The 23,947-nt window shown below is 74.0% G+C and carries 22 protein-coding genes; 7 read left to right on the top strand and 15 right to left on the bottom strand.

The genetic code is table 11. The features are described 5' to 3' along the window. Nucleotides 1–170: 170 nt before the first annotated feature. From I3F58_RS08490 to I3F58_RS08465, 6 genes are all read right to left on the bottom strand, one after another. Nucleotides 171–629 (bottom strand): hypothetical protein, encoded by a 459-nt coding sequence (locus tag I3F58_RS08490; protein WP_240107653.1) that lies wholly within the window; start codon nucleotides 627–629, stop codon nucleotides 171–173. Nucleotides 630–757: 128 nt separating this feature from the next. Further along, on the bottom strand, nucleotides 758–2,206 hold the full coding sequence (locus I3F58_RS08485; RefSeq protein ID WP_240107652.1) for a penicillin-binding transpeptidase domain-containing protein: 1,449 nt from the start codon (nucleotides 2,204–2,206) through the stop codon (nucleotides 758–760). Between the two features lie 65 nt (nucleotides 2,207–2,271). Beyond that, nucleotides 2,272–2,952, bottom strand: a complete 681-nt coding sequence (locus I3F58_RS08480; RefSeq protein WP_308354968.1) for a response regulator transcription factor — start codon at nucleotides 2,950–2,952, stop codon at nucleotides 2,272–2,274. Further along, nucleotides 2,949–4,190 (bottom strand): sensor histidine kinase, encoded by a 1,242-nt coding sequence (locus tag I3F58_RS08475; protein WP_240107715.1) that lies wholly within the window; start codon nucleotides 4,188–4,190, stop codon nucleotides 2,949–2,951. The genes I3F58_RS08480 and I3F58_RS08475 overlap by 4 nt, the downstream gene beginning before the upstream one ends. A gap of 79 nt (nucleotides 4,191–4,269) precedes the next feature. After that, complete coding sequence (locus I3F58_RS08470; protein WP_240107651.1) at nucleotides 4,270–5,256, bottom strand: hypothetical protein; 987 nt, start codon at nucleotides 5,254–5,256, stop codon at nucleotides 4,270–4,272. 129 nt (nucleotides 5,257–5,385) lie between these two features. Then, entirely contained in the window at nucleotides 5,386–6,156 is a 771-nt protein-coding gene (locus I3F58_RS08465; RefSeq protein WP_240107650.1) for an IclR family transcriptional regulator, read from the bottom strand. A gap of 114 nt (nucleotides 6,157–6,270) precedes the next feature. Between I3F58_RS08465 and I3F58_RS08460 the strand changes: the two genes are divergently transcribed. The 3 genes from I3F58_RS08460 (at nucleotide 6,271) to I3F58_RS08450 (ending at nucleotide 9,722) form a co-directional block, all read left to right on the top strand. Beyond that, nucleotides 6,271–7,797: an aldehyde dehydrogenase (NADP(+)) gene (locus tag I3F58_RS08460; RefSeq protein ID WP_240107649.1), complete on the top strand. Its 1,527-nt coding sequence runs from the start codon at nucleotides 6,271–6,273 to the stop codon at nucleotides 7,795–7,797. Between the two features lie 122 nt (nucleotides 7,798–7,919). Further along, the gene (locus I3F58_RS08455; protein WP_240107648.1) at nucleotides 7,920–8,591 is read left to right on the top strand and encodes a DsbA family oxidoreductase; all 672 of its coding nucleotides are present in this window, start codon (nucleotides 7,920–7,922) and stop codon (nucleotides 8,589–8,591) included. A gap of 69 nt (nucleotides 8,592–8,660) precedes the next feature. Further along, complete coding sequence (locus tag I3F58_RS08450; RefSeq protein WP_240107647.1) at nucleotides 8,661–9,722, top strand: aminotransferase class V-fold PLP-dependent enzyme; 1,062 nt, start codon at nucleotides 8,661–8,663, stop codon at nucleotides 9,720–9,722. A gap of 49 nt (nucleotides 9,723–9,771) precedes the next feature. On the opposite strand, the gene thpD is transcribed toward I3F58_RS08450, so the two are convergent. The 4 genes from thpD to ectA all read right to left on the bottom strand — a co-directional run bounded on the left by thpD (nucleotide 9,772) and on the right by ectA (nucleotide 13,016). Next, a complete protein-coding gene (thpD, locus tag I3F58_RS08445) occupies nucleotides 9,772–10,629 on the bottom strand; it encodes an ectoine hydroxylase (RefSeq protein ID WP_240107646.1) in 858 nt (285 codons plus the stop codon). 5 nt (nucleotides 10,630–10,634) lie between these two features. Then, a complete protein-coding gene (locus tag I3F58_RS08440; RefSeq protein WP_240107645.1) occupies nucleotides 10,635–11,033 on the bottom strand; it encodes an ectoine synthase in 399 nt (132 codons plus the stop codon). Nucleotides 11,034–11,113: 80 nt separating this feature from the next. Next, nucleotides 11,114–12,382 carry a diaminobutyrate--2-oxoglutarate transaminase gene (gene ectB, locus I3F58_RS08435; protein WP_240107644.1) on the bottom strand — a complete coding sequence of 423 codons (1,269 nt, stop codon included), beginning with the start codon at nucleotides 12,380–12,382 and terminating at the stop codon, nucleotides 11,114–11,116. An 85-nt stretch (nucleotides 12,383–12,467) separates the two neighbouring features. Continuing rightward, nucleotides 12,468–13,016 carry a diaminobutyrate acetyltransferase gene (gene ectA / locus I3F58_RS08430; protein ID WP_240107643.1) on the bottom strand — a complete coding sequence of 183 codons (549 nt, stop codon included), beginning with the start codon at nucleotides 13,014–13,016 and terminating at the stop codon, nucleotides 12,468–12,470. A gap of 547 nt (nucleotides 13,017–13,563) precedes the next feature. On the opposite strand from ectA, the gene I3F58_RS08425 reads away from it, so the two are divergent. The 4 genes from I3F58_RS08425 (at nucleotide 13,564) to I3F58_RS08410 (ending at nucleotide 18,086) form a co-directional block, all read left to right on the top strand. Further along, nucleotides 13,564–14,577, top strand: coding sequence for a LysR substrate-binding domain-containing protein (locus I3F58_RS08425; protein ID WP_240107642.1), 1,014 nt, complete (start codon nucleotides 13,564–13,566; stop codon nucleotides 14,575–14,577). 40 nt (nucleotides 14,578–14,617) lie between these two features. After that, nucleotides 14,618–15,709, top strand: a complete 1,092-nt coding sequence (locus I3F58_RS08420; RefSeq protein ID WP_240107641.1) for an amidohydrolase family protein — start codon at nucleotides 14,618–14,620, stop codon at nucleotides 15,707–15,709. Between the two features lie 185 nt (nucleotides 15,710–15,894). Next, nucleotides 15,895–16,872 (top strand): SCO1860 family LAETG-anchored protein, encoded by a 978-nt coding sequence (locus I3F58_RS08415; RefSeq protein WP_240107640.1) that lies wholly within the window; start codon nucleotides 15,895–15,897, stop codon nucleotides 16,870–16,872. A 686-nt stretch (nucleotides 16,873–17,558) separates the two neighbouring features. Beyond that, nucleotides 17,559–18,086: a leucine-rich repeat domain-containing protein gene (locus tag I3F58_RS08410; protein ID WP_308354967.1), complete on the top strand. Its 528-nt coding sequence runs from the start codon at nucleotides 17,559–17,561 to the stop codon at nucleotides 18,084–18,086. A 14-nt stretch (nucleotides 18,087–18,100) separates the two neighbouring features. Here the strand turns inward: I3F58_RS08410 and cobC are convergent, their stop codons facing one another. From cobC to I3F58_RS08385, 5 genes are all read right to left on the bottom strand, one after another. Further along, nucleotides 18,101–19,192, bottom strand: a complete 1,092-nt coding sequence (gene cobC / locus I3F58_RS08405) for an Rv2231c family pyridoxal phosphate-dependent protein CobC (RefSeq protein WP_240107639.1) — start codon at nucleotides 19,190–19,192, stop codon at nucleotides 18,101–18,103. 131 nt (nucleotides 19,193–19,323) lie between these two features. Further along, nucleotides 19,324–19,827, bottom strand: a complete 504-nt coding sequence (locus tag I3F58_RS08400) for a cobalamin biosynthesis protein (protein ID WP_374207926.1) — start codon at nucleotides 19,825–19,827, stop codon at nucleotides 19,324–19,326. Nucleotides 19,828–19,832: 5 nt separating this feature from the next. Next, nucleotides 19,833–21,218, bottom strand: coding sequence for a cobyrinate a,c-diamide synthase (locus I3F58_RS08395; protein WP_240107638.1), 1,386 nt, complete (start codon nucleotides 21,216–21,218; stop codon nucleotides 19,833–19,835). Then, nucleotides 21,212–21,820 (bottom strand): cob(I)yrinic acid a,c-diamide adenosyltransferase, encoded by a 609-nt coding sequence (gene cobO / locus I3F58_RS08390; RefSeq protein WP_240107637.1) that lies wholly within the window; start codon nucleotides 21,818–21,820, stop codon nucleotides 21,212–21,214. The genes I3F58_RS08395 and cobO overlap by 7 nt, the downstream gene beginning before the upstream one ends. Next, on the bottom strand, nucleotides 21,820–23,853 hold the full coding sequence (locus I3F58_RS08385) for a putative cobaltochelatase (protein WP_240107636.1): 2,034 nt from the start codon (nucleotides 23,851–23,853) through the stop codon (nucleotides 21,820–21,822). The genes cobO and I3F58_RS08385 overlap by 1 nt, the downstream gene beginning before the upstream one ends. Between the last annotated feature and the right edge of the window lie 94 nt (nucleotides 23,854–23,947).

Raw genomic sequence — 23,947 nt, 5'->3', positions numbered from 1 at the left:
GCGAAGTGGATCACGGACGGCCGCCGAGGCCTCTAGGGTCGCTTGCGGTGCGGACGCGGACGTATCCGTCCCCCGTGGGTGCACCGCCCCCGCACCACAGCTTCCGGCCGGGCCATCCCCCCGTACGGCCCGGCCGGAGCGATGATCTGCCGGGCGTACGCTCCCGGGGCTCACGCCGCGGCCGCCGCCTCCCGCCGTGCGTCCTGCCGCAGCGCCACCCAGGTCGCCAGCGCGCCCAGGCCCTCCCACAGGCCCACACCCAGGAACCCGTCGGGGGCACGCCCCGAGACGACCGCGAGTGTGAACACCGCGCAGGTCAGCAGCCGGAACGGCACCGTCCAGCGGAAGAACGCCCGCCAGTCGGCCAGCGCCGCCAGCAGGTAGTACACGCCCATGTTCACCGCCGCCATGGACGAAGCGGTGAGCAGTGTCGGCGTGGCGTCGACGACGCCGTCCGGTATCGGGCCGAAGCAGGCGAACGGCGAGGGGTCGAAGCCCATGGCCGTCAGCAGCACGCCGGGCGCCAGCAGCCCCACCACCCCCAGCGCGGAGGCCAGGAGCCCGAAGACCGCCATGGTCCAGCCGGACAGGGAGCGGGGGCGGAGCCGGAAACGATCGCGGGCGGGCATGGCGGCGGGACCTCCGGGTGGGGGGAGCGGGGCGGGACGTACGTCTGTCCCTGCCTATCACCCCGGCCGCGGCGAACCTCGACCGGCCCCGGCAGCCGACCCCGGCCCCAACACGGCTTCCGAGGAACCTACTTGAGTGCCGCCTCCATCATCGCCCGCGCCACCGGCGCGGCCAGTCCGTTGCCGCTCACCTCCGAGCGGGCCGCGTCCGAGTCCTCCACGAAGACCGCGACCGCGACCTCCTTCCCGGTCCGGTCGTCCTTCGCGTACGAGGTGAACCAGGCGTAGGGCTTCTCGCTGTTGTCCACCCCGCGCTGGGCCGTACCGGTCTTGCCGCCGACCTCGGCGCCGTCGATGCGGGCGTTGCTGCCCGTCCCGTCCTCGACGACCGTGACCATCGCGGAGCGCAGCTGCCGGGCGGTCGACGCCGACACGATCCGCCGGGTGTCCCCGTCCCCGTACGACTCCAGGGTGTCCCCGTCGGCGTCCACCACCTTCTCCACCAGGTGCGGCGAGGCCAGCAGCCCGTCGTGAGCGAGAGCCGAGGACACCAGCGCCATCTGGAACGGCGTCGCCGTCACATCGAACTGTCCGATGCCCGACAGCGCGGTCTGCGCCTCGTCCATGCCGGCCGGATACACGCTCTCGTACGCCCGCACCGGCATGTCCTGCTGCTCGTCGTTGAAGCCGAACCTCTCGGCCATCGCCCGGACCCGGTCCTGGCCCAGGTCGACGGCCATCTTGCCGAAGACGTTGTTGCAGGAGTACCGCAGCGCGGTGCGGATCGACGCGTTCCGGCAGGGGGCGGACGGGTTCTCGTTCTCCAGGACCCGGGTGGTGCCCGGCATCGTGTACGGCTGCGGGCTGTCCGTCGCCTCGTCCACGGAGCCGTACAGCCCGTCCTCCAGCGCCGCCGCCGCGACGACCAGCTTGAACGTCGACCCCGGCGCCACCGGCTGCCGGATCGCCCGGTTCACCAGAGGCTTGTCCGGGTCCGCCTCCAGCTTCTTCCATGCCTCGCCGCTGCCCGCGCCCGCGATCACCGACGGGTCGTACGACGGGGTGCTGACGACGCCGAGGATCCGCCCCGTCGCCGGGTCGAGGGCGACCGCGGCGCCCTTCTTGCCGCCGAGCGCCTCGAAGCCGGCCTTCTGCACGGTGGGGTCGACGGTGGTGAGGACGGAGCCCGGCTCGGCCCGCTCGCCGGTGAGCGCGTCCAGCGGGTTCTTCAGGCGCGGGTCGGTGCCGTCCAGCACCTCGGCGTAGACGCCCTCCAGCTGCGTCGCCCCGTACACCTGGGAGCTGAACCCGGTGACCGGTGCGTACAGCTCGCCGTCCGGGTACGTCCGCTGGTACGCGAGGTCGCCGCTCCCCGTGCGCGCCGAGCCGGTGACCGGGGTCCCGGCCACGACGATGTCCCCGGGCGGCCGCGCGTACCGGGCGATGGTGTTCCGCCGGTTCTCCTCGTGGTCCGCGAGCGCCTTCGCCTCGTAGCCCTGCAGCCAGGTCGCCCGCAGCAGCAGCGCGAAGACCAGCAGGAGGGAGAAGACCGCGGCTCTTCTGATCGTCTTGTTCATCCCGTACGGGACGACGAACCGCCGCGGCCGGAACGTTCCGCTTCGTGGTGATTCTCAGCGGATCCTCATGTTCGCCCCGCTTCGATGAAGCCCGACTCGTACGCCGCGATCACCGCCTGTGTACGGTCCCGGGTGCCGGTCTTCGCCAGGACCGCCGCCACGTGGGTCTTCGCCGTCGCGGCGCCCACGCCCATTCGCGCCGCGATCTCCGCGTTCGTCAGCCCGGTCGCCAGCAGCCGCAGCACCTCCGCCTCCCGGTCGGTGAGCCGCGCCGCCCAGGGCACCCGGAGGGCGCCGGGCTCCCGGCGGCCGTGCGACGCGGCCAGGGCCCGCACCGCCGCCGGATACAGCAGCGAGTCGCTGCGCGCCACCAGCCGTACCGCCGTCACCAGGTCCTCGGCCGCCGCCCGCTTCAGCAGGAACCCGGCCGCGCCCACCCGCAGCGCCTCGTACACGTACCGGTCGTTCTCGAAAGTGGTGACGACCACGACGCGCGGCGGCGCGGGCATCGACGCGAGCAGCCGCTCGGTGGCGCGGATCCCGTCTACCTCGGGCATCCGGACGTCCATCAGGACGACATCGGGCCGCAGCTCCCGTACGACGGACACCGCCTCCGCCCCGTCCGCCGCCTCGCCCACGACCTCCAGGTCCGGTTCGGCGTCCAGGATGACCTTCAGGGCCGTACGGACCATCCGCTCGTCGTCGGCCAGCACGACACGGACCACCGGCCTGCCCGCGGCCGTCACCGGCCGCCTCCCACCGGGCGCAGCGGCAGCCGCACCGACACCCGCCAGGCCGCCCCGTCCGGCGCGGGACCGGCCGCCGACCGGCCGCCGAGCAGCGCGGCCCGTTCCGCGACGCCGCGCAGCCCCCGGCCGCCGCCGGGCCGTACCACCGACGCGGACGCCCGGCCCTCGTCGCCGGGCAGCGGGTTCTCCATGGTGATCTCCAGTTCGTCGTCCGTCGTCCGCAGCCTCAGCGCCACGGGTGCGCCGCTCCGCCCGTGCCGCAGGGCGTTGCTCAGGCCCTCCTGCACGATCCTGTACGCCTCCCGGGACACCGGCTCCGGCAGCACCGCCGTATCGTCCGCCCGCTCGCAGTCCACTCGCACCCCGCTGTGCGCGAGCAGACCCCCCAGCGCCTCCAGGCCCGGACCGGGCAGTTCCCCCTCGTCCTCACCCTGGCGCAACATCCCCAGTACGGAGTCGAGTTCACCGACCGTGCGGCGGGTCGTCTCCTCGATCGCGGTCAGTGCCTCCCGCACGAACGCCAGGTCCGGCTCCCCGGTGCCGAGGACCCGCCGCGCGGCCCCCGCCTGGAGCGTGACGGCGCTCAGCGCGTGCCCCACCGAATCGTGCAGCTCCCGCGCCAGCCGGTTCCGTGCGGCCAGGTCCGCGGCCCGCCGCTCCGCCGCGGCCAGCCGGTCGGCGGGCGTCGGCCCCAGCAGCAGCGGCGCCTGCCGGGCCAGCAGGGCCCCCGCTCCCGCCGCCGCGGCGGCCAGCGCCAGCAGCATCAGCAGCCCGGCCGGTACGCCGAGGTGCACCAGCCACCGCGCGTCCAGTCCGTAGAGCACGCTCAGCGCCGACTCGCGCAGGCTGCGCGAGAACGGCACCGCCATCGTCGCCACCGCGAACGGCGGCAGTGCCAGCGACGCCCCGCTGACCAGCCCGCCCGCCCCCAGGTGCAGGGTGAACCAGCCCGCCGTCCGTGCCTTCGCGGAACGCGACCGGGCCGGGCCCTCCGCGAACCGCTCCGCCGGGACCCCGCACAGCGCCCGCGCCGCCGCCACCGACATGGGCCGGGTCAGCGGGAACACCGCCGTGACGGCCGCCATCGGCAGCGCCAGCGCGTACGCCGCGAGCTGCGGCGCCAGCGCGCCCCCGATCATGCCACCGCCGGGCACCAGTGGCGCCAGGAGGACGGAGGCGAGCAGCCAGTACGGCATGAGCAGCGCGCCGCCCAGGACCAGGTGCGCCCAGCGCATCAGCGCCCGGCGCCCCAGCAGCACGCCCCCGAGGCGCCTCACGCCGGGCTCCCGGCACGTCCGACGGCCCCCGGACGCCTCACGCCGCGCGCCTCCGCAGGAAGACGGCCACACAGCCGGCCAGTACCGTACCCGTGATCATTTCGCCAGCGTAGGCGAGGAGGAGCAGAGCCGGGGGCTCCATGCCCGAACCGGCCGCCGGCGTCATGGCGGCCAGCAGGATCCACCCGCCCCAGCAGGCCACCGCACCGGCCCCGGCCCACGCGAACCCCAGCGGCAGGGCCACCGGCAGGGACCGTCCGCGCCGGAACGCCAGCGACAGCACACCGGCCACCGCCGTCATCGCGTACAGGGGCCGCAGGGCCTCCTGGACGTTGAGCGTGCCGCCCGTGCCGTCCGTCGTGGAGCCGGGCCCCCCGGCCAGCCCCAGCGCCCAGGCCAGCTGGAGGCCCGCGAGCAGCAGCACGGCGAGCGAGGCCACGGCGGCGGTGACGCGCAGGACGGTCCCCGAGACGGCGGGGGAGAGGTCCCCCACGGTGCCCCGCCACACCCGGCTCCACCGCTTCCCCGCGTACCGCACGAACAGCGTGCCGAGGGCGAGGGCCTGCAGGATGAACCCGCCGTACACGACGGTGAAGACCCACGGGTCCAGGAACGTTTCCGGCGGTCCCGTGGTCACCGGCCCCTCTCCGCCCGTGGCCAGTCCGACGACCGTGTCCACCGGGTACCCGACCACGATCGGCAGGAGCAGCCCCGTCGCGACCCACATCGGGAACACGAGCAGTGCGGCGCGCACCCTCAGTCCCCAGCGCTGGGTGAGCAGCAGCGCCAGCACCACCAAGGCCGCGTCCATCAGCAGCGTCACGGAGTTGGCCACGGCCATCACCCCCGGGCGCTCCAGCAGGACGCTGCCCTCGGGGATCCCGACACGGCTCCCCGCGATCCAGGCCGCCTTGAGCCCCATGTACGGGACGCAGGCGGCGATGGCGAGGGCGCGCAGGGCACGGTCGGCGGGCGTGGGCGCCGGTGCCGGGGCCGGGCGGGGCGTGAGGGGAGTCGTCGTCATGCGTCCCACGCTCCCGCCCCGGACGCCCCGCCACGTCCTGCGCGGCGACGATCCGCCTCCGCCGCGCGGGGGAGGCGGGCCGCCGTCCCGGTGGAGACGGAAGCCGCCCCGGAGCGGCCCGGCCGGGTCTCAGAGGTGACGGGTCACCGGGGTCAGCCGGTCGCGGGCGTCGAACAGGGCCTCCTTGATGCGCTGTTCGTGGGCCTCGGTCAGCCGGGCCACCGGCACCGAGCAGCTCACCGCGTCCCGGGCCGGGACGCGGTAGGGGACGGCGACGGCGAAGCAGCGCAGCCCCAGCGTGTTCTCCTCGCGGTCCACGGCGTACCCCAGCGCCCTTACGGCCGCCAGCTCCTCGATGAGCGCTTCCCGGTCGGTGACCGTGTGCGCGGTGAACGCGGGCAGGGTCTCCGGGAGCATCCGGCGCACCTCGTCGTCGGCGCGCGTGGCGAGCAGCGCCTTGCCGAGCGCGGTCGAGTGGGCGGGCAGCCGCCGCCCGACCCGGGTGGCCGGACGCAGATGGTGCGGGGACCGGCGGGTGGCGAGGTCGACGACGCTGGTGCCGTCGAGGCGGGCCAGCCGGACGGTCTCGGAGGTGTCGTCGGCGAGGAGGTCCAGCGTGGCGCGGGCGGCCGTGACGACCTCGTCGCCGTCCAGGTACGAGGTGCCCACGAGCAGAGCCCGCACCCCGATGCCGTACCGGGTGCCGGTCGGGTCCGTCTCCACCCAGCCCAGCTCGACGAGGGTGCGCAGCAGCATGTACAGGCTGGACTTCGGATAGCCGACCGCCTCCTGCACGGCGGCCAGTGTGTGCATGCCGGGGCTACCGGCGAAGAACTCCAGCAACTCCACCGTCCGCACCGCGGACTTGACCTGCCCGCCGCCGGCTTCGCTCGCAGACATCGCGCTTGACCCCTTCAGACGTACATCCCTAGAGTCCCGAGCGTATGCGTTCAGCATCAGGAACCTCGTTCAGAATACTGAACGAAGAGTCGCCCGAGTCGAGAGGACGCCGCGGTGTCAGCAGCAGAAGTCTGGAGTGTGGACCCCCGAACCGGGGACCGGCGGGAGCGGGTCGCGGCCGAGGCCACCGCCGCCGACGTCGACCGGGCCGTCCGCGCGGCGCACGGCGCCCGCGCCGCGCTGGCCGACCGGGCGGTGCGGGCCGCGTTCCTGCGCACGGCCGCCGACCGGCTGGAGGCCGCCGCGGAGCGCCTCGTGGCGGCCGCCGACGCCGAGACCGCCCTGGGCGCGCCCCGTCTGACCGGCGAACTCGCCCGCACGCGCTACCAGTTGCGCTCCTTCGCGGACATCGTGGACGAGGGTGCGTTCCTGGACGTGATCATCGACCATCCCGACGACTCCGCGACACCCCCGGTCCCGGACCTGCGCCGCTACAAGATCCCGCTGGGCGTCGTCGCCGTCTACGCCGCGTCCAACTTCCCCTTCGCCTTCTCCGTGCCGGGCGGCGACACCGCCAGCGCCCTGGCGGCGGGCTGCCCGGTCGTGGTCAAGGCCCACCCCGACCACCCGGCCACATCCGAGGCGGTCGCCGCCGTGCTGCGCGAGGCGGCGGCCGGCCACGGCCTGCCGGAAGCCGTCGTCGGACTGCTCCACGGCTTCGACGCGGGTGTGGAACTGGTCCGCCACCCGCTGGTGACCGCCGCCGGGTTCACCGGCTCGGTGCGGGGAGGCCGGGCGCTCTTCGACGCGGCGGCGTCCCGCCCGGTTCCCATCCCGTTCCACGGCGAACTGGGCTCGCTCAACCCGGTCGTGGTCACCGGCGGCGCGGTACGCGAGCGGGCCGAGGAGATCGGCGCGGGCCTGGCGGGCTCGATGACGCTCGGCGTGGGGCAGTTCTGCGTGAAGCCCGGTCTGGTGCTGGTGCCGTCGGGTGAGGCGGGCGACCGGCTGGTGTCCTCCCTGGGGGACGCGGTCGGCGCGGTCGCGGACGGCGTCCTCCTCGATCACCGCATGCGGGACGCCTTCGTCAAGGGAGTGGCCGAGCGGGCCGCGCTGCCGGACGTGGCAGCCCCGGTGGCCCCGGGCGCGGGCGGCGACGACCACACCGTGGGCGCGGGCTTCCTGACCGTCCCGGCGTCCCGGCTCGCCGCCGGGGGCCCGCACGACCTGCTCCTGGAGGAGTGCTTCGGCCCGGTCACGGTCGTGGCCCGCTACGCCTCGGACACCGAGGTCACGGCTGTGCTGTCCCGCCTGCCGGGCAACCTCACGGCGACCGTCCACGTGTCGGCGGAGGAGGCCGGGGGCGGCGCCGCGGAGCTGCTGGCCCACCTCACCCCGCTGGCCGGCCGCGTCCTCGTCAACGGCTGGCCCACCGGTGTGGCCGTCGCGCCCGCCCAGCACCACGGGGGCCCGTACCCGGCAACCACGTCGACCTCCACCTCCGTCGGCGGCACCGCCGTCGAACGGTGGCTGCGCCCCGTCACGTACCAGTCCACTCCCGACCCGCTCCTCCCGCCCGAGCTGCGCGACGCCAACCCCCTGGGCCTGCCCCGCCGGGTGGACGGCCGCCGCGAGGTCTGACACACGGCGGGCCGGCCCGGGAATGGCCCGGGCCCCCGGGGTGTTGCAGCGCGGTGGTGCGGGGGCGGTCCCCGCACCGGCGCGCCCGGCCGCGCCCGTGACGACTGGAGAGACACACGACCATGCGCGTCGAGATCTGGGCCGACATCGCCTGCCCCTGGTGCTACGTGGGCAAGGCCAGGTTCCGGGAGGCGCTGGCCGCCTTCCCGGGGCGGGACGATGTCGAGGTGGTGCACCGCTCCTTCGAGCTGGACCCGGGGCGCGCCAAGGGCGACACCGCGCCGGTGATCGACATGCTGGCCCGGAAGTACGGGCGGACGCGTGAGGAGGCGCTGGGCATGGAGGAACACGTCGCCTCCCAGGCCCGCGCACAGGGCCTCGGCTACCTGACCGAGGGCCGGGATCACGGCAGCACCTTCGACCTGCACCGGCTGCTGCACCTCGCCAAGGCGCGCGGGCGGCAGGACGAGCTGCTGGACGGCCTGTACCGGGCCAACTTCGCGCAGGAACGCTCCGTGTTCGACCCCGAGGTGCTCGTACGGCTCGCGGTGGAGGCCGGGCTCGGGGAGGACGAGGCGCGTGAGGTGCTCGCGAACGAGAGCGCGTATGCCGACGACGTCCGTGCCGACGAGCGCGAGGCCGCCGAACTCGGTGCCACCAGCGTCCCGTTCTTCGTCATCGACCGCCGCTACGGTGTGTCCGGAGCCCAGCCCGTCGAGGTCTTCGCCCAGGCTCTCGAACAGGCCAGGCAGGACCGGGAGGGCCGCCAGCCCCAGGATGACGTGCTCGTATAAGTAACGCTTGGGGTTTTGCCGCATATCTCGGCAATTGACGAGAGATCGCGGGTGCTCCAGGGTGGCCCCATGGACACCCTGGAGCCTCTCGCCCCTCTGGGTGGCGACGAGTTCGCGCCCGCGCACACCTACCTGAACACCGCGGCCTGCGGTCTGCTGCCGCGCCGGACCGCCGACGCGGTCCGGCGTTTCACCGACCAGAACGCCGCCGGGGGCCCCGACGGCATCGGCAGCCTCGACTCGATCGACCACGCCCGTGCCCTGTTCGCCCGGCTGGCCGGGGTCGGCCCGGACCGGGTCGCCATCGGTGCGGCCGTGAGCGTCCATGTCGCCCTGATCGCGGGATCGCTGCCGCAGGGGGCCGAAGTGCTGGTCCCGGAGGGGGAGTTCAGCTCGCTGGTCAGCCCCTTCGCGGTGCGGCGCGATCTGAGGACCCGGATGGTGCCGCTGGAGGACCTGGCCGGGGCGATACGGCCCGGTACGGCGCTCGTCGCGTTCTCCGCGGTCCAGTCCGCCGACGGCAGGACCGCCGATCTGGCCGCGATCCGCGAGGCCGCCGCCGCGCACGGCACGCGCACGCTGCTGGACGCCACCCAGTCGGCGGGCTGGCTGCCCCTGGACGCCGGGGCGTACGACTACACGGTGACGGGCACCTACAAGTTCCTGCTCTGCCCGCGCGGCGCCACGTTCCTGACCGTCTCCGAGGAGGCCCAGGAGACGCTGGTCCCGCTGCACGCGGGCTGGTTCGCGGGGGAGGAGGTGTACGACTGCTACGGGCCGGTCCGGCGGTTCCCCCCGACCGCGCGGCGCTTCGACGAGGGTCCCGTCCTGCACGCGTACCAAGGGGCCGAGCAGTCGCTGCAGCTGATCCTGGAGCTGGGCGTGGACGCGATCCATGCCCACGACACGGCGCTGGCGGCGCGGTTCCGGGACGGGCTGGCCGCGCTGGGGCACAAGCCGGTGCCGGCCGACTCCTCGATCGTCGCCGTTCCGGGGCTGGGAGACCGGCGGGCCGCGCTGGCGGAGGCTGGGGTTCTCACGTCGGCACGGGCGGGGAACCTGCGGGCGGCGTTCCACCTGTACAACTCGTCGGCGGATGTGGACCGGGCGCTGCGGGTGCTGGCGGACTGAAAGCGGTCGAGGGGTGCCCCGAGGGGCACCCCTCGACCGCTTCAGGGCCTCACTGCACCGGTGTGAAGTCCCGCGCCCCGATGAACTCCGGGCGGCGGATCGGAGCCGCGAAGGGCTCCACCGCCTCGTTCTCCACACTGTTGAACACGAGGAAGACATTGCTCCGCGCGTACGGAGTGATGTTGTCGCCCGAGCCGTGCATCGCGTTGCAGTCGAACCAGGTCGCGGAGCCCGCCCGGCCGGTGAACAGCCGGATGCCGTGCGCGTCCGCCATCCGCGTCAGCGCCTCGTCCGACGGGGTGCCCGCGTCCTGCATCTGAAGGGACTTCTTGTAGTTGTCCTCCGGCGTCTCACCCGCGCAGCCCAGGAACGTCCGGTGCGAACCCGGCATGATCATCAGGCCGCCGTTGGTGTCCCGGTTCTCGGTCAGCGCGATCGACACGGACACCGTCCGCATCCGCGGCAGCCCGTCCTCCGCGTGCCAGGTCTCGAAGTCCGAGTGCCAGTAGAAGCCCGAGGCCCCGAAACCCGGCTTCACATTGATCCGGGACTGGTGGATGTACACCTCGGACCCGAGGATCCTCCGTGCCATGCCCGCGACCCGCTCGTCCCGCGCCAGCTTGGCGAAGACGTCACTGATCCGGTGCACCTCGAACACCGACCGTACGGCCTGGGACTTCGGCTCGACGATCGACCGCCCGTCGGCCCGCACGTCCGGGTCCGCGACCAGCCGGTCCAGCTCGGCGCGGTAGACCGCGACCTCCTGGTCCGTCAGCAGGTCCTCGACCGCGAGGAAGCCGTCCCGCTCGTACGACTCCAGCTCCGCGTCCAACGGGCCCCAGACCACCGGGTCCCGGCGGGGCGTCGGGACCTCGGTCGCGCCGCGCGTCGGGTACAGGTCCTCCATGTCTCTCAGTCCTCCTCCGTCAGCAGGGGGTACACACCGTTCTCGTCGTGGTCCTCACGGCCCGTCACGGGCGGGTTGAAGACGCACACGCAGCGGAAGTCGGTCTTGGGACGCAGGGTGTGCTTCTCGTGCCCGTCGAGCAGGTACATCGTGCCCGGGGAGATCCAGTGCTTCTCGCCCGTCTCGTCGTCGGTCAGCTCCGCCTCGCCCTCGACGCAGAGCACGGCCTCGACGTGGTTGGCGTACCACATGGACGTCTCCGTGCCCGCGTAGAGCACGGTCTCGTGCAGCGAGAAGCCGACCTTCTCGCGGGCGAGCACGATCCGCTTGCTCTCCCAGGTGCCGGACGCGGAGCGCACATGGCGCTCGGTGTTCTCGATCTCCTTCAGTGATCGGATGATCACAGTGCATGCATCCTTTCGGCAGTGGATCTTCTGTCGCGCCGTCTCGGTGGTCAGGCCGGCCCGGTGGGGACGGCCCGTGGTCAGGCCGTCTCGTGGACCGCGCGGGCCAGCGTGCGCAGCCCCTCGTCCAGCTCCTCGCGCGTGACGGTCAGCGGAGGCAGCAGCTTCACGACCTCGCTGTCCGGGCCCGAGGTCTCCAGCAGCAGCCCCAGCTCGAAGGCGCGTCGGCAGACCTTGGTGGCCCGCGCCTTGTCGGGGAACTCCAGGCCCCACACCAGGCCGCGGCCGCGGTAGTGGGCGCCGTCGGCGGAGTTCTCGTCGCAGACCGTCAGCAGCGCCTGCTCGACCTGTTCGCCGCGGGCCTCGGTCTGCCTCTGCGTGCCGCCGTCGGACCAGTACGCGTCGAGCGCCGCCGTCGCCGTGACGAAGGCCGGGTTGTTGCCCCGGAACGTGCCGTTGTGCTCGCCCGGGCCCCAGACGTCCAGCTCCGGCTTGAACAGGCACAGCGACATCGGCAGGCCGTAGCCGCTGATCGACTTCGACAGCGTCACGATGTCCGGCGTGATGCCCGCCTCCTCGAAGGAGAAGAACGCGCCGGTACGGCCGCAGCCCATCTGGATGTCGTCGACGATCAGCAGCATGTCGCGGCGTCGGCACAGATCCGCCAGGGCCCGCAGCCACTCGGGGCGTGCCACGTTGATGCCGCCCTCGCCCTGCACGGTCTCGACGATCACGGCGGCCGGGTGGTTGAGGCCGGAGCCGCTGTCCTCCAGCAGCCGCTCGAACCACAGGAAGTCCGGCACCTGGCCGTCCAGGTAGTTGTCGAACGGCATGGGCGTGCCGTGCACCAGGGGGATACCGGCGCCGGCCCGCTTGAAGGCGTTGCCGGTCACGGCGAGGGAGCCGAGCGACATCCCGTGGAAGGCGTTGGTGAACGACACGATCGCCTCGCGCCCCTTCACCTTCCGGGCCAGCTTCAGCGCGGCCTCCACCGCGTTGGTGCCCGTCGGGCCCGGGAACATCACCTTGTACGGCAGGTCGCGCGGGCGCAGGATCGCGTTCTGGAACGTCTCCAGGAACGACCGCTTCGCGGTGGTGGCCATGTCCAGGCCGTGGGTGATGCCGTCGCGCTCCAGGTAGTCGATGAGCGCGCGTTTCAGGACGGGGTTGTTGTGGCCGTAGTTGAGCGAGCCGGCGCCGGCGAAGAAGTCCAGGTAGCTGCCGCCGTCCTCGTCGGTGAGACGGGAGCCCTGCGCACGGTCGAAGACGGCGGGCCAGCCGCGGCAGTAGCTGCGCACCTCCGACTCCAGAGTCTCGAAGACGCTGAGGGCGGGCGGGGTGATGGTCACGGCAGGTCACTCCAGAAGGGAGAGAAGAAGGGGGTGAAGTGGTGATGGGTGATGGCAGGGGCGCCGGGGGCGGTGCCGGCTCGGCTCAGGCGCCGGGTGCGCTCCCGACCGGGCTGATCCGGTAGAGCACCTCCGGCTCGTGGGTGCCCTCGGGGAACAGGCCCCCGTCGAAGAGCACCGTGCGCTCCAGAGACGCCGAGTGGCGCTCCGCGAACGAGGTGAAGAGCCGGTCGGAGGGGACGTTGTCCGGAGTGACCGTCGTTTCGACGGCGTGCACGCCTCTCTCGGCCACGCGGGTGGTCAGCTCGTCCAGCAGCAGGGCTGCCAGCCCGCGCCCGCGGTGTCCGTGGTCGACCGCCACCTGCCAGACCACGAGGGTTCCGGGGCGGTCGGGCCGGACGTAGCCGGTGACGAAGGCGATGGGCTCCCCGTCGGCCGACTCCCGGGCGACGAGGGACGTGGCGGCGAAGTCACGGCACCACAGCAGGTAGCTGTACGAGGAGTTGAGGTCCAGGACCTCGGAGTCGCGGGCGATGCGCCAGATCGCGGCTCCGTCCTCCACTCGTGGGCTGTCGATGAGAATGCCGGGGAATTCGCTGGGGGCACGTGCAAGGTCTGCTTGTGCGGCGGTCATGAGTAAGGAACTTACCGAGCATTTTCTTTGATTGCATGGGCGCAAGGCGTTGGGCGCGGGTGGCTTCTGTGCTATCGCGCGTGCGCGAGTTCATGCGTGCAGGAGCCATTCAAGGGTCCGTTTTCCGCGGTTATATCCGGGCAAAAGGTGTGCCGTGTGGGGTGTGTCACACGCTCGTAACGCCCTTGACAAGTAACCGAATTGCCCGTCGAATCGTATCGAAATCTTGGCGTTTAGGATCAGCGGGACCGGGCAGAAGAAGACCGGTAGTCGTATGAATGTAAATGGGAATGCGCGTGAGAAGTCGCTTCTGAAAGCGACATGGTGACCATAGGGGCCGACCGGGCCCCGTGAGTCTCCCGGGTCCTCCCCGCCCCTCCCCGTCCCCCTCCTTCCCCCGCTCCCCGCCTCTCCCCGTCGAGGCCGGTCCGCGTGCCGTTGGGCGGAAAGCGGTCCTCCGCACGTACACATGGGGAAGAACCGGTTGCCGTCCGGCGGTTGACCGGGACGGTACGGATGATGATCAAGGGCGATCAGTGAGGGGCGGGTGACCGTAGTCGTGGAGCTGCGTCAGCTGGAGTACTTCGTCGCCGTCGCCGAGGAGCTCGGTCTCGGGCGGGCGGCCAGGCGACTCCACCGGAGCAGGTTCCTGGTGGAAAGTCAGGTCGAGGCGCTGGAGGCTGAGTTGGGCCTCGGACTCTTCGAGCGCGTGGAGGGGCGCGGGGACGGCGCCTGGACGGGCGGACACCACGGCGGGCGGGACGAGGGTCCCGTACGGCTGACCGCCGCGGGGGAGGGGCTGCTGGCCGAGGCGCGGGCGGCACTCGCCGCGGCCGGGCGGGTCCGCCGGGCCGCCGCCGGGATCGCCGCCGGCACCGAGGGCCTCGTGCGGCTGGGCACCAGCCGGGCCTTCGCGGACCGTGTCTACCGGGCGCTCGGCACGCTCTCCGCCCACCGTCCCCGTCTGCGGGTACGGCTGGAACGCGCCCCGCAGGACGCCCGCCTCGCCGCGGTGCGCTCCGGCACGTTCGACGCAGCCCTGGTCCGCACCGTGCGGCATGCGGACGGGATGGCGCTGCACCCGGTGTGGACCGAGCCCCTGGTGGTCGCCCTGCCCGCCCGGCACCCGCTCGCCGGGCACGGCGACGAGCCGTGCCCGCAGCGGCTGGCCCGGCTGCCGCTGCGGCTCGCCCCGCGCGAGGCCAACCCGGACTTCCATGACCTCGTCACCGACGCCGTGCCCGGCTGGACGCCCGGTCCGCCGTTCACCACGCTGTCCGACACCCTCGCGGAGATCGCGTCGGCCCCTGAGCCGTCCTGGACGGTCTTCTATCCGGTCGGCCCCCTGCCGCAGGACCGGAGGCTGGCTTTCCGTACGCTGCCCGCGCCCCGTGTGCCGGTGTCGCTGGCGGTGCGGGAGGGTGCGCTCACCGCGCCCCTGCAGGCTCTGCTGGAGGCCCTCACCGGCACGGCGCCCGCCATGACGGGGCCGGGGCCCGGGGCCGTGCCGCCGTCCCCGAACGTGCCGCTGCCGCGCGCGGCGGGGGTCACCTCACCCTGACGGCTCGGTCGTACAGCCGTACGGCCGTACAGTGCAGAGCATGAGCGATCGCATGGTGCTGCATGTGAAGGGGCGGGTGCTCGTCGGCCCGGAGGACGTACGGGACGAGCTGTGGGTCGTCGGCGGGCGGGTCACCTTCACCCGGCCCGCCCTCGCGGGTGACGTCCGGACCGTGACCGGCTGGGCGCTGCCCGGTCTGGTGGACGCGCACTGTCATGTCGGCCTGGACGCGCACGGCGCGGTGGACGCGGAGACCAGCGAGAAGCAGGCGCTGACCGACCGCGACGCGGGCACCCTGCTGATCCGGGACGCGGGCTCGGCCGCCGACACCCGCTGGATCGACGACCGCGAGGACCTTCCGAAGATCATCCGCGCGGGCCGGCACATCGCCCGCACCCGCCGCTACATCCGCAACTACGCGCACGAGATCGAGCCGTCCGACCTGGTCGCGTATGTGGGTCGGGAGGCCCGCCGCGGGGACGGCTGGGTGAAGCTGGTCGGTGACTGGATCGACCGCGAGGCGGGCGACCTCACCTCCTGCTGGCCGCGCGCCGAGGTGGAGGCGGCCATCGCGGAGGCGCACCGGCTGGGGGCGCGGGTGACCGCGCACTGCTTCGCGGAGGACTCGCTGCGGGATCTGGTGGAGGCGGGCATCGACTGCATCGAGCACGCGACCGGGCTGACCGAGGACACGATCCCGCTGTTCGCGGAGCGCGGTGTCGCGATCGTGCCGACGCTCGTCAACATCGCGACGTTCCCCGGGCTCGCGGCCGGCGGAGAAGGGAAGTTCCCGCGCTGGGCGGACCACATGCGGCGGCTGCACGCCCGCCGTTACGACACGGTCCGGGCCGCGTACGACGCGGGGATCCCGGTCTTCGTGGGCACGGACGCGGGCGGGTCTCTGGCCCACGGTCTGGTCGCGGACGAGGTCGCGGAGCTGGTCGCGGCCGGCATCCCGCCGGTGGCCGCGCTGTCCGCGACGAGCTGGGCGGCCCGGACGTGGCTGGGCCGTCCCGGACTGGAGGAGGGCGCCCCGGCGGACCTGGTCGTGTACGAGGACGACCCCCGTGCGGACGTCCGGGTGCTGGCGGCACCCCGGAGGGTGATCGTGAACGGACGGGTGATCGAGTGAGAAGCAGGACGGGCCGGGGCGTGCGAACTCCAGCGCGACAAAACCCCTTTGGAGTGAACTAGCCCCAGCTGTCACACCGTTCACCCCTCCGGGGGGTCAGGATTCCCGTGTCCCGGGTCACCGCCGCACACATGTCCCTGTGAGCGCCTGTTCGGTGACTTCTGTCCTGCTGTGGGGGATCCACCATGACCAGCACCACTTTCCGTACGTCCGTCACCTCGGCCGCCGTTCTCGCACTGCTCGCCGCCGCTCCCGCTGCCCATGCCACGGGCGGCGGGGGCGACGGGAGCGGCAGGGCGAGCGCGGCGGTGCTGCGTGCCGGGCTCGACGTCTCCCTGCTCGACAAGGGCGTGCAGGTCCCGGTCCGCGCGGCCCTCAACGAGGTCCAGGCCCCGGCGACGGCCGGGAGGACGGCGCTCACCGTCGAGGTCGACGGCGCCGAGCGGGGCAAGCCGGTCAGCCTGCTGCGGGCCGACGTGGCGAACGCGACGGCCGAGGCGGACGAGCGGCGCGCCGAGGGCACCGCGAAGCTCGCCGGGGCCAGGGTGCACCTCCCCGGGCTGCCCCTGCTGTCCCTCGTCGAGGTCGAGTCGGTGACCGCCCGGGCGGTCTGCGCGGCGGGCGCGCGGCCGGTGGCCGAGGCGAACCTGCTGGGCCGGGTCACCGTGCTCGGGAAGCGGGTCACGGTCACGCCCGGGGAGAGCAGCACGGTGCGGGTGCCGGGGGTGGGCGAGGTCGTCCTGGACTTCTCGGAACGCACGGCCACCTCCGGCACGGCCGCCGCGACCGCCCTGCGCCTGAAGGTCGCGGTGAACCCGCTGAACCTGAACGTGGCCGATGTCCGGGGCACGGTCACCCTCGCGGAGGCGAGCTGCGCGACGCCGGGGCCCGCGACGCAGTCTCCCGGAGCCGAGCCGGCGGAGTCGGAGGGCCCCGCGGCCGAAGGGCCCGCCGCCGGTCCGGCCGCGACCGGGGCACCCGGCCTCAAGGTCCAGTCGGAGGGTGCGGCCCCGGCCGCCCAGCAGCCCAGGGAGACCTTGGCCGAGACGGGCGCCGACTCCCGGGCCCCGTACATCGCCGGCGGCGCCGCGGCCCTCCTCCTGGCAGGCGCCGCGTCCCTGGTCACCGCCCGCCGCAGGACGGCCCGGGGCCCGCGGGACTGACGGCCCGTGGGGCACCCGGGGAGTGCGGGCGCCCCGTGCCCGCCCGCACTCCCCGGGCGCCACCGCGTCGGCTCGGGCACCGCCCGGCAGCGGGAGGCGCAGCCGTACCGATGCGCACCCGGGCGCCCCGCAACGGTGGTGGTGGCGGGGTGGACGGGGCCGCGGAACGCGGGGCCCGCAGGAGCCGTCGTTGAGGGGCTGACTCCCGGGAGCGCTCCCGGCCCGCGCACGGACGGTGGGCGAAGCAGCCTCCCATGGGGAGCCTCTCAGGTCGGGAGAGGCTGCGGGGCCCCGCAGCGACGGCGGTGAGGTGAGCCGCGGAGCACCGGCGCCCGCAGGAGCCGTCGCGAGGAGCGAGTCTCCTGGGGCGCCCCGCCCGACCACCGGGCAACGGGCCCGGAACCTCGTGGCGAAGCCCCCGCAGCCAGGGCGCCGGCCTGAACCCGCAGTCCTCTGCGGGCCCGCGCGGATCGCGCCCGTCGCGCGGGCGCGTACGCCGCGGAGGCGCGGGAACCGTACCGAACCTCTGGCAGCGGCGTCTCGGGCGGATCCCGGCCGGCGTCTGGGACCGTACGGACCTCGACGTCCTGGCCCTCGCGGACAACGGCCTCGCCGAACTCCCGTCGGCCATAGCCCGGTCACGCCGCCTGCACACCCTGGATCCCGGCCACGACCGGCTCGCGTCCGTGCCGGACGAACCGGGCGGGCTGCCCGCCCTCACCGCACACCTCTGCCTCCACGACAACCGGCTTTGCGAACTCCCCGACACGCTGGGGCGGCTGACCGCGCTCCGGTACCTCAGCGTCGGGGTGAACCGGCCGACCGCTCTCCCCGACATGACCGGACTGGTCGAACTGCGTGTCGAGCACAATAGGCTCGGCGCGCTGCCCGGACGCCTCGGCCGACTGTCACGGCTCCGCGAGCTGTGGCTGCGCGGCAACGCCCTCACGCGGCTCCCGGACAGCGCCGCGGACCTCCGTGAACTCCGCCTGCTCGACCTGCGCGGCAACGCCCTCCCGGAGGTCCCGCCCCCGCTCTCCGGCCTGCCTCTGCTCCGGCGGCCCGACCTGCGGGGCAACCGGGTCCGTACCGTGCCCGGCCGGCTCGCGGAACTCCCCGCGCTGGAGAAGCTGGACCTGCGCTGGAACCGTGCTCCGGACGACGCCGCCCCGCTCACCGCACTCACCCGGCGGGGCTGCGTCGTGCTCACCTGACTGCGACGGTCCGGTCAGTGCCCGGCCATCACCAGGGCCTGGTCCAGGGCCTGGAGGAAGCGATTGGTGGTCGCACGGTCGCGGACGGCCAGCCGCAGCCACTGGCGGCCCAGCCCCGGGAACGTGTCGCCGCGCCGGGCCGCGAAGCCCAGGCCGCGCAGCCGCGACCGCACGACGTCCGCGCCCTCGACCCGGAACAGCACGAACGGCCCCTCGGCCGCCGCCACCGTCCGGATCTCCTCGAACTCCGCCAGCCCGGCCAGCAGATGCGCACGCTCCACCGCCACCCGCCGCGCCGCCTCCTCCGCCTCCGCCAGCGCCTCCCGCGTCATGCACGCCTCGGCCGCCACCAGAGCGGGCGTCGACACCGGCCACAGGGGCTGGACCCGCTCCAGCGCCGCCACCGTCTCCGGCGCCGCCAGCACGTAGCCGATCCGCAGCCCCGCCAGCCCCCACGTCTTCGTGAGGCTTCGCAGCACCACCAGACCCGGCACGTCCGTACGCCCCGCCAGCGCCTCCCGCTCACCCGGCACCGCGTCCATGAACGCCTCGTCCACCACCAGCGTCCGCCCCGGCCGCGCCAGCTCCGCGATCACCGCCGCCGGGTGCAGTACCGACGTCGGGTTCGTCGGATTGCCGACCACCACCAGGTCCGCGTCCTTCGGGACCAGCATCGGATCCAGCCGGAACCCGTCCTCCTCCCGCAGCAGCACCCGCCGCACCTCGTGCCCCGCGTCCCGCAGCGCCGCCTCCGGCTCCGTGAACTGCGGGTGCACGATCACCGGCCGCCGCGCCGGCAGCGCTCGCGCCAGCAGCACGAACGCCTCCGCCGCGCCCGCGGTCAGCAGCACGTTGCGCACCGGCAGCCCGTGCCGCTCGGCCACCGCGGCCCGCGCGGCCCGCCCGTCGGGGTACGCGGCCAGGTCGAAGAGGGACTCCGCGAGGCGCTCCCGCAGCCAGTCCGGCGGTGTGTGCGTACGGACGTTGACGGCGAGATCCGTCAGTTTCTCGTCCCGGACCTCCACGTCGCCGTGATGCCGCAGATCGTACGACTGGACGTCGCCGGAGCCGGGGAAATGTCTGTCTCTTTCCGGATGGGTGTACATGGCCGCCTGTGGGGGTGAGGGACAGTGGGGGGTGAATGACGGGCCGACGGCGTCGGCGGCCCGCCGTGCAGGTTCCAAGTCCACTGAGGGGGACAGGACTTGGAAGAGACCATGGTGCGGGAACCAGCGGATCAGGGCCGCGCCGGTAACCCGGACGCGGCGTCCCCACCGGTGTACCCGGGCCCCCGCACCGGCAACCGCGCCCCCTCGGGGGCCACTCCGAATACGGCCGCCCCGTGGTCCGCCACCGTACGACGGGCCACCGCGCACGTCACCCGCGCTCCCGCCCCCGCTTCCTGCTTCCGCTTCGGTACGAGGAGAACGCCCCCGCCCGCCAGCGCCGCCGCCTCCGCCACCGAAGGCGTCCCGGCAGCCGCCCGCACCGCCTCCGACGGGTGCGGCACCACCACCCGCGCCAACTCCGCCGCCGGATGGGCCCGCAGCGGCACCCCGAGACGTGCGGCCGCCTCCACCAGCCCCGGCTCGCCCGCCCTGGATTCGGCCGTCGCCAGCTCCGCGACCCCGTCGCAGGGCAGCCCGGCCTCCCGCAGCACGGCTCCGACCAGCGCCAGCACCTCCTCCGCCGGCACCCCCCGCCGGGCCCCGACCCCCACCACGAGCGACCTGTCCGCCACGGCCGTCACACCCGGCAGTGCCGCACGAACCGCCGTGCCGCCCCGGGCGTCGCCGCCCAGTGCGTGTGCAGATAGCTGGCGTGCACCCCGCCCCGTACGAACCCCTCCACACGCTTCTCCGGCACGTGCATCCCCCAGGCGGGCGACGGCCCCGCGCCCGGTTCCAGCACCGTCCGGTGGAACTCGTGGCCACGCATCCGCGTCCCCGCCGCCGCGACGGGGCTGTCGCTCAACGCCACCGCGTCACGGTAGCCCAGCGTCAGCCGCTGCGACATCCGCGCGTCGGCGTCGAGCACCCCGCACATCGGCTTCCCGTCCAGCGACCGCGCCAGATACAGCAGCCCCGCACACTCCGCCGCCACCGGCGCCCCCGACCGCGCCAACGCGGCCACAGCCTCCCGCAGCGCCTCGTTCGCGGACAGCTCCGGCGCGTACACCTCGGGAAACCCGCCCCCGATCACGAGCCCCCGAGTCCCCTCCGGGAGTTTCTCGTCCCGCAGCGGATCGAACGGCACGACATCCGCTCCGGCAGCGGCGAGCAACTCCGCCTGCTCGGCGTACGAGAACGTGAACGCGGCGCCTCCGGCGACGGCGACGACAGGGCGGGCCCCGCCGCTGCCGTAGACGCCGTCGGACAGCCGCACCGCCTCCTCGGCCGACCACGGCTCCGCACCCAGCGGCGGAGCCGACCGCGCGAGGGCCAGCAGCGCGTCCAGATCGCACCCCTCCCGCACCCGCGCCCCCTGCGCCTCCACCGCCTCCACCGCGTCCCCGCGCCGCTCCGCCACCGGCACCAACCCCAGGTGCCGCGACGGCGTCGCCACCGCCTCCGCCCGCCGCAGCACCCCCAGCACCGGCACCCCCGACCCGCCCAGCGCCTCCCGCAGCAGCGCCTCGTGCCGGTCGGACGCGACCTTGTTGAGGATCACGCCCCCGATCCGCACCTCCGGGTCCCAGGACGCGAAACCATGGACCAGCGCCGCCACCGACCGCGACTGCGACGACGCGTCCACCACCAGCACCACCGGCGCCTTCAGCAGCTTCGCCGCCTGTGCCGTCGACGCCAGCTCGCCCTGCCCCGACGCCCCGTCGAACAGGCCCATCACGCCCTCGACGACCGCCAGGTCACACCCCCGCGACCCGTTTGCGAACAGCGGGGCCACCAGCCCCGTACCGCACATGAAGGCGTCCAGGTTCCGGCCCGGTCGGCCGGTCGCCAGCGCGTGGTAGCCCGGGTCGATGTAGTCCGGGCCCACCTTGTGCGGCGACACGGCGAGCCCCCGCGACGCGAACGCGGCCATCAGCCCCGTCGCGACGGTGGTCTTGCCTGCCCCCGACGAGGGCGCGGCGATGACGAGACGGGGAACGTCCCCGCGTGGAACCGCTACCACTCGATGCCCCGCTGGCCCTTCTGACCCGCGTCCATCGGGTGCTTGACCTTCGACATGTCGGTGACGAGATCCGCGAAGTCCGTCAGCTCCCGCGGCGCGTTCCGCCCGGTGATCACCACATGCTGCTGACCGGGACGGTCACGCAGGACCTCGATCACCTCGGCCGTGTCCACCCACCCCCAGTGCAGCAGGTAGGCGAACTCGTCCAGCACATAGAACCGGTACGTCTCGGCGGCCAGGTCCCGCTTGACCTGCTCCCAGCCCTCCCGGGCCTTCTCCTCGTGCGACGGCTCGCCGTCCTTGGGGTCGCGCTGGATCCACGACCAGCCCTCGCCCATCTTGTTCCAGGTGACGGTCCCGCCCTTGCCGGTCTCCCCGAGGGCCTTCAGCGCGTTCTCCTCGCCCACCCGCCACTTCGCGGACTTGACGAACTGGAACACCCCGACCGGCCAGCCCTGGTTCCAGGCGCGCAGCGCCATCCCGAAGGCGGCCGTCGACTTCCCCTTGCCGACGCCCGTGTGCACCATCACCAGCGGACGGTTACGGCGCTGGCGGGTGGTGAGCCCGTCGTTCGGCACGACGGTCGGCTGTCCCTGCGGCACTATGCGGCCCTCCCGGTAGTACGAACATCCTTGACCAGCCCGGCGATCGCGTCCGCCCGCAGCTCGTCCAGCGTGACGGCGGTCCCGCCCAGGTTCCGCGCCAGTTCGGCCGCCAGTCCGAGCCGCACCGGGCCCGTCTCGCAGTCGACCACGACCGACGCCGTGCCCTCGGCCGCGTGCAGTCCCGCCGCCCGCGCGGCCACCTTCAGCGGCTCCACGCCGCCCGTGGCCCGGCCGTCCGTGACGACCACCAGCAAGGGCCGCCGCGCCGGATCCCGCAGCCGCTCGACCCGCAGCACGTCATGAGCCTTCAGCAGTCCCGCCGCCAGCGGCGTGCGGCCGCCCGTCGGAAGCTGCCCGAGCCGCGCCGCCGCCGCGTCCACCGACGAGGTCGGCGGCAGCGCCAGCTCGGCGTCCCGGCCCCGGAACGTCACCAGGCCCACCTTGTCCCGCCGTTGGTAGGCGTCCAGCAGCAGCGACAGCACGGCGCCCTTCACCGCGCCCATCCGCTGCCGGGCCGCCATGGAACCGGACGCGTCCACCACGAACAGCACCAGGTTGCCCTCGCGACCCTCCCGCACCGCCTGGCGCAGATCGTCGCGGCGTACGACGAGCCCCGGGCCCGACCGGCCGCGCGCCCGCTGGTGCGGGGCCGCCGCCTGCACGGTCGCCGCCAGGTGGAGCTTCGTCAGGGCGCCCCGGGGACGGCGGGCCCCGGTCGTCCGCCCCTGCTCGGTACGGGCCCGGGAGCGGCGCCCGGCCGCGCCGTCACCGAGACCGGGGACGGTGAGCACCTTCGTACGGAACGGGTCGGCGGCCTCGGCGGGTGCCTGCTCGGGGGCGGGACCGGAGGAGGGGGCGGCGCCGGGTGAGGGCGCTGCCTCCGGCTGCTCCCCGGCCGGCTCGGCGCCGGCGCCCGTGTCGGGCCCGTGCGTCTGCGGGGGGACCCCGCCGCCGTCCGGCCCGCCACCGGGACCGTCACCGGGCCCGTCGGGATCCGGCTCGGGCTCGTCGTCCCCGCCGCCGCACTCCTCAAGTGTCCGGTCCAGTTTGTCCTCGTCGAGCCCCGGCGCGTCGAACGGATTCCGCCGCCGCCGGTGCGGCAGCGCCAGCAGCGCGGCCTGCCGTACGTCGTCCACGGTCACATCGGTCCGCCCCGCCCACGCGGCCAGCGCCGTCGCGGTCCGGGCCATCACGATGTCGGCGCGCATACCGTCCACCTCGAACGCGGCGCATGTGGCGGCGATCTGGCGCAGCGCGTCATCTCCCAGCACCACCTGCGGCACCAGCGCCCGCGCGGCGACGATCCGCTCCCGCAGCGCGGCCTCCTCGGCGGCCCAGCGCGCCGTGAAGCCCGCCGGGTCGTCGTCGTACGCCAGCCGTCGCCGCACGACCTCGACCCGCTGCTCCGGGTCCCGTGAGGCGGCGACCTCGACGGTGAGCCCGAACCGGTCGAGGAGCTGGGGCCGCAGCTCACCCTCCTCGGGATTCATGGTCCCGACGAGCAGGAACCGGGCGGCATGCCGGACGGAGACGCCTTCACGCTCGACGTGGGAGGCCCCCATGGCGGCGGCGTCGAGCAAGTGGTCCACGAGGTGGTCGTTCAGCAGATTGACCTCGTCGACGTAGAGGATCCCCCGGTGCGCCTGAGCCAGCAGTCCCGGCTCGAAGGCCTTCACGCCCTCGGACAGCGCCCGCTCGATGTCCAGTGCGCCGACCAGCCGGTCCTCGGAGGCTCCGACGGGCAGTTCGACCAGCCGCGTCGGGCGCGAGACGCCGGCCCCGGGCTCGTGCGGCCCGTCGGGGCACTCCCGGTCGGGCGCTCCGGGCGCGCAGGAGAAGCGGCAGCCCGGTACGACGTCCATGTCGGGGAGCAGGGCTGTCAGGCTGCGCACGACCGTGGACTTGGCGGTGCCCTTCTCGCCCCGGACGAGCACACCGCCGATGCCCGGCGCGATCGCGTTGAGCAGCAGGCTCAACCGCATGTCGTCCATGCCGACGACGGCGGTGAACGGGTAGGGAGCCGAGGCCATTAACGGATACCCCTTTCGAGGGAACTGCTGCGGTCGGAAGTGTCTGCGGAGCCGGGGCGGAACCCGGTGGCGCGGCGTTCCCCGCACACGCGGG

Origin of the sequence: Streptomyces sp. MUM 203J, from assembly GCF_022414595.1 — a bacterium.
Lineage (GTDB): Bacteria > Actinomycetota > Actinomycetes > Streptomycetales > Streptomycetaceae > Streptomyces.
This window is presented reverse-complemented; position numbering and strand designations above follow the sequence as displayed.

Excerpts from the sequence above, each read along its gene's own strand:
- I3F58_RS08490 (WP_240107653.1), bottom strand. The coding sequence starts at position 629 with ATGCCCGCCCGCGATCGTTTCCGGCTCCGCCCCCGCTCCCTGTCCGGC.
- I3F58_RS08485 (WP_240107652.1), bottom strand. The coding sequence starts at position 2,206 with ATGAACAAGACGATCAGAAGAGCCGCGGTCTTCTCCCTCCTGCTGGTC.
- I3F58_RS08475 (WP_240107715.1), bottom strand. The coding sequence starts at position 4,190 with ATGCGCTGGGCGCACCTGGTCCTGGGCGGCGCGCTGCTCATGCCGTAC.
- I3F58_RS08470 (WP_240107651.1), bottom strand. The coding sequence starts at position 5,256 with ATGACGACGACTCCCCTCACGCCCCGCCCGGCCCCGGCACCGGCGCCC.
- I3F58_RS08465 (WP_240107650.1), bottom strand. The coding sequence starts at position 6,156 with ATGTCTGCGAGCGAAGCCGGCGGCGGGCAGGTCAAGTCCGCGGTGCGG.
- I3F58_RS08455 (WP_240107648.1), top strand. The coding sequence starts at position 7,920 with ATGCGCGTCGAGATCTGGGCCGACATCGCCTGCCCCTGGTGCTACGTG.
- I3F58_RS08450 (WP_240107647.1), top strand. The coding sequence starts at position 8,661 with ATGGACACCCTGGAGCCTCTCGCCCCTCTGGGTGGCGACGAGTTCGCG.
- thpD (WP_240107646.1), bottom strand. The coding sequence starts at position 10,629 with ATGGAGGACCTGTACCCGACGCGCGGCGCGACCGAGGTCCCGACGCCC.
- ectA (WP_240107643.1), bottom strand. The coding sequence starts at position 13,016 with ATGACCGCCGCACAAGCAGACCTTGCACGTGCCCCCAGCGAATTCCCC.
- I3F58_RS08420 (WP_240107641.1), top strand. The coding sequence starts at position 14,618 with ATGAGCGATCGCATGGTGCTGCATGTGAAGGGGCGGGTGCTCGTCGGC.
- I3F58_RS08415 (WP_240107640.1), top strand. The coding sequence starts at position 15,895 with ATGACCAGCACCACTTTCCGTACGTCCGTCACCTCGGCCGCCGTTCTC.
- cobC (WP_240107639.1), bottom strand. The coding sequence starts at position 19,192 with ATGTACACCCATCCGGAAAGAGACAGACATTTCCCCGGCTCCGGCGAC.
- I3F58_RS08385 (WP_240107636.1), bottom strand. The coding sequence starts at position 23,853 with ATGGCCTCGGCTCCCTACCCGTTCACCGCCGTCGTCGGCATGGACGAC.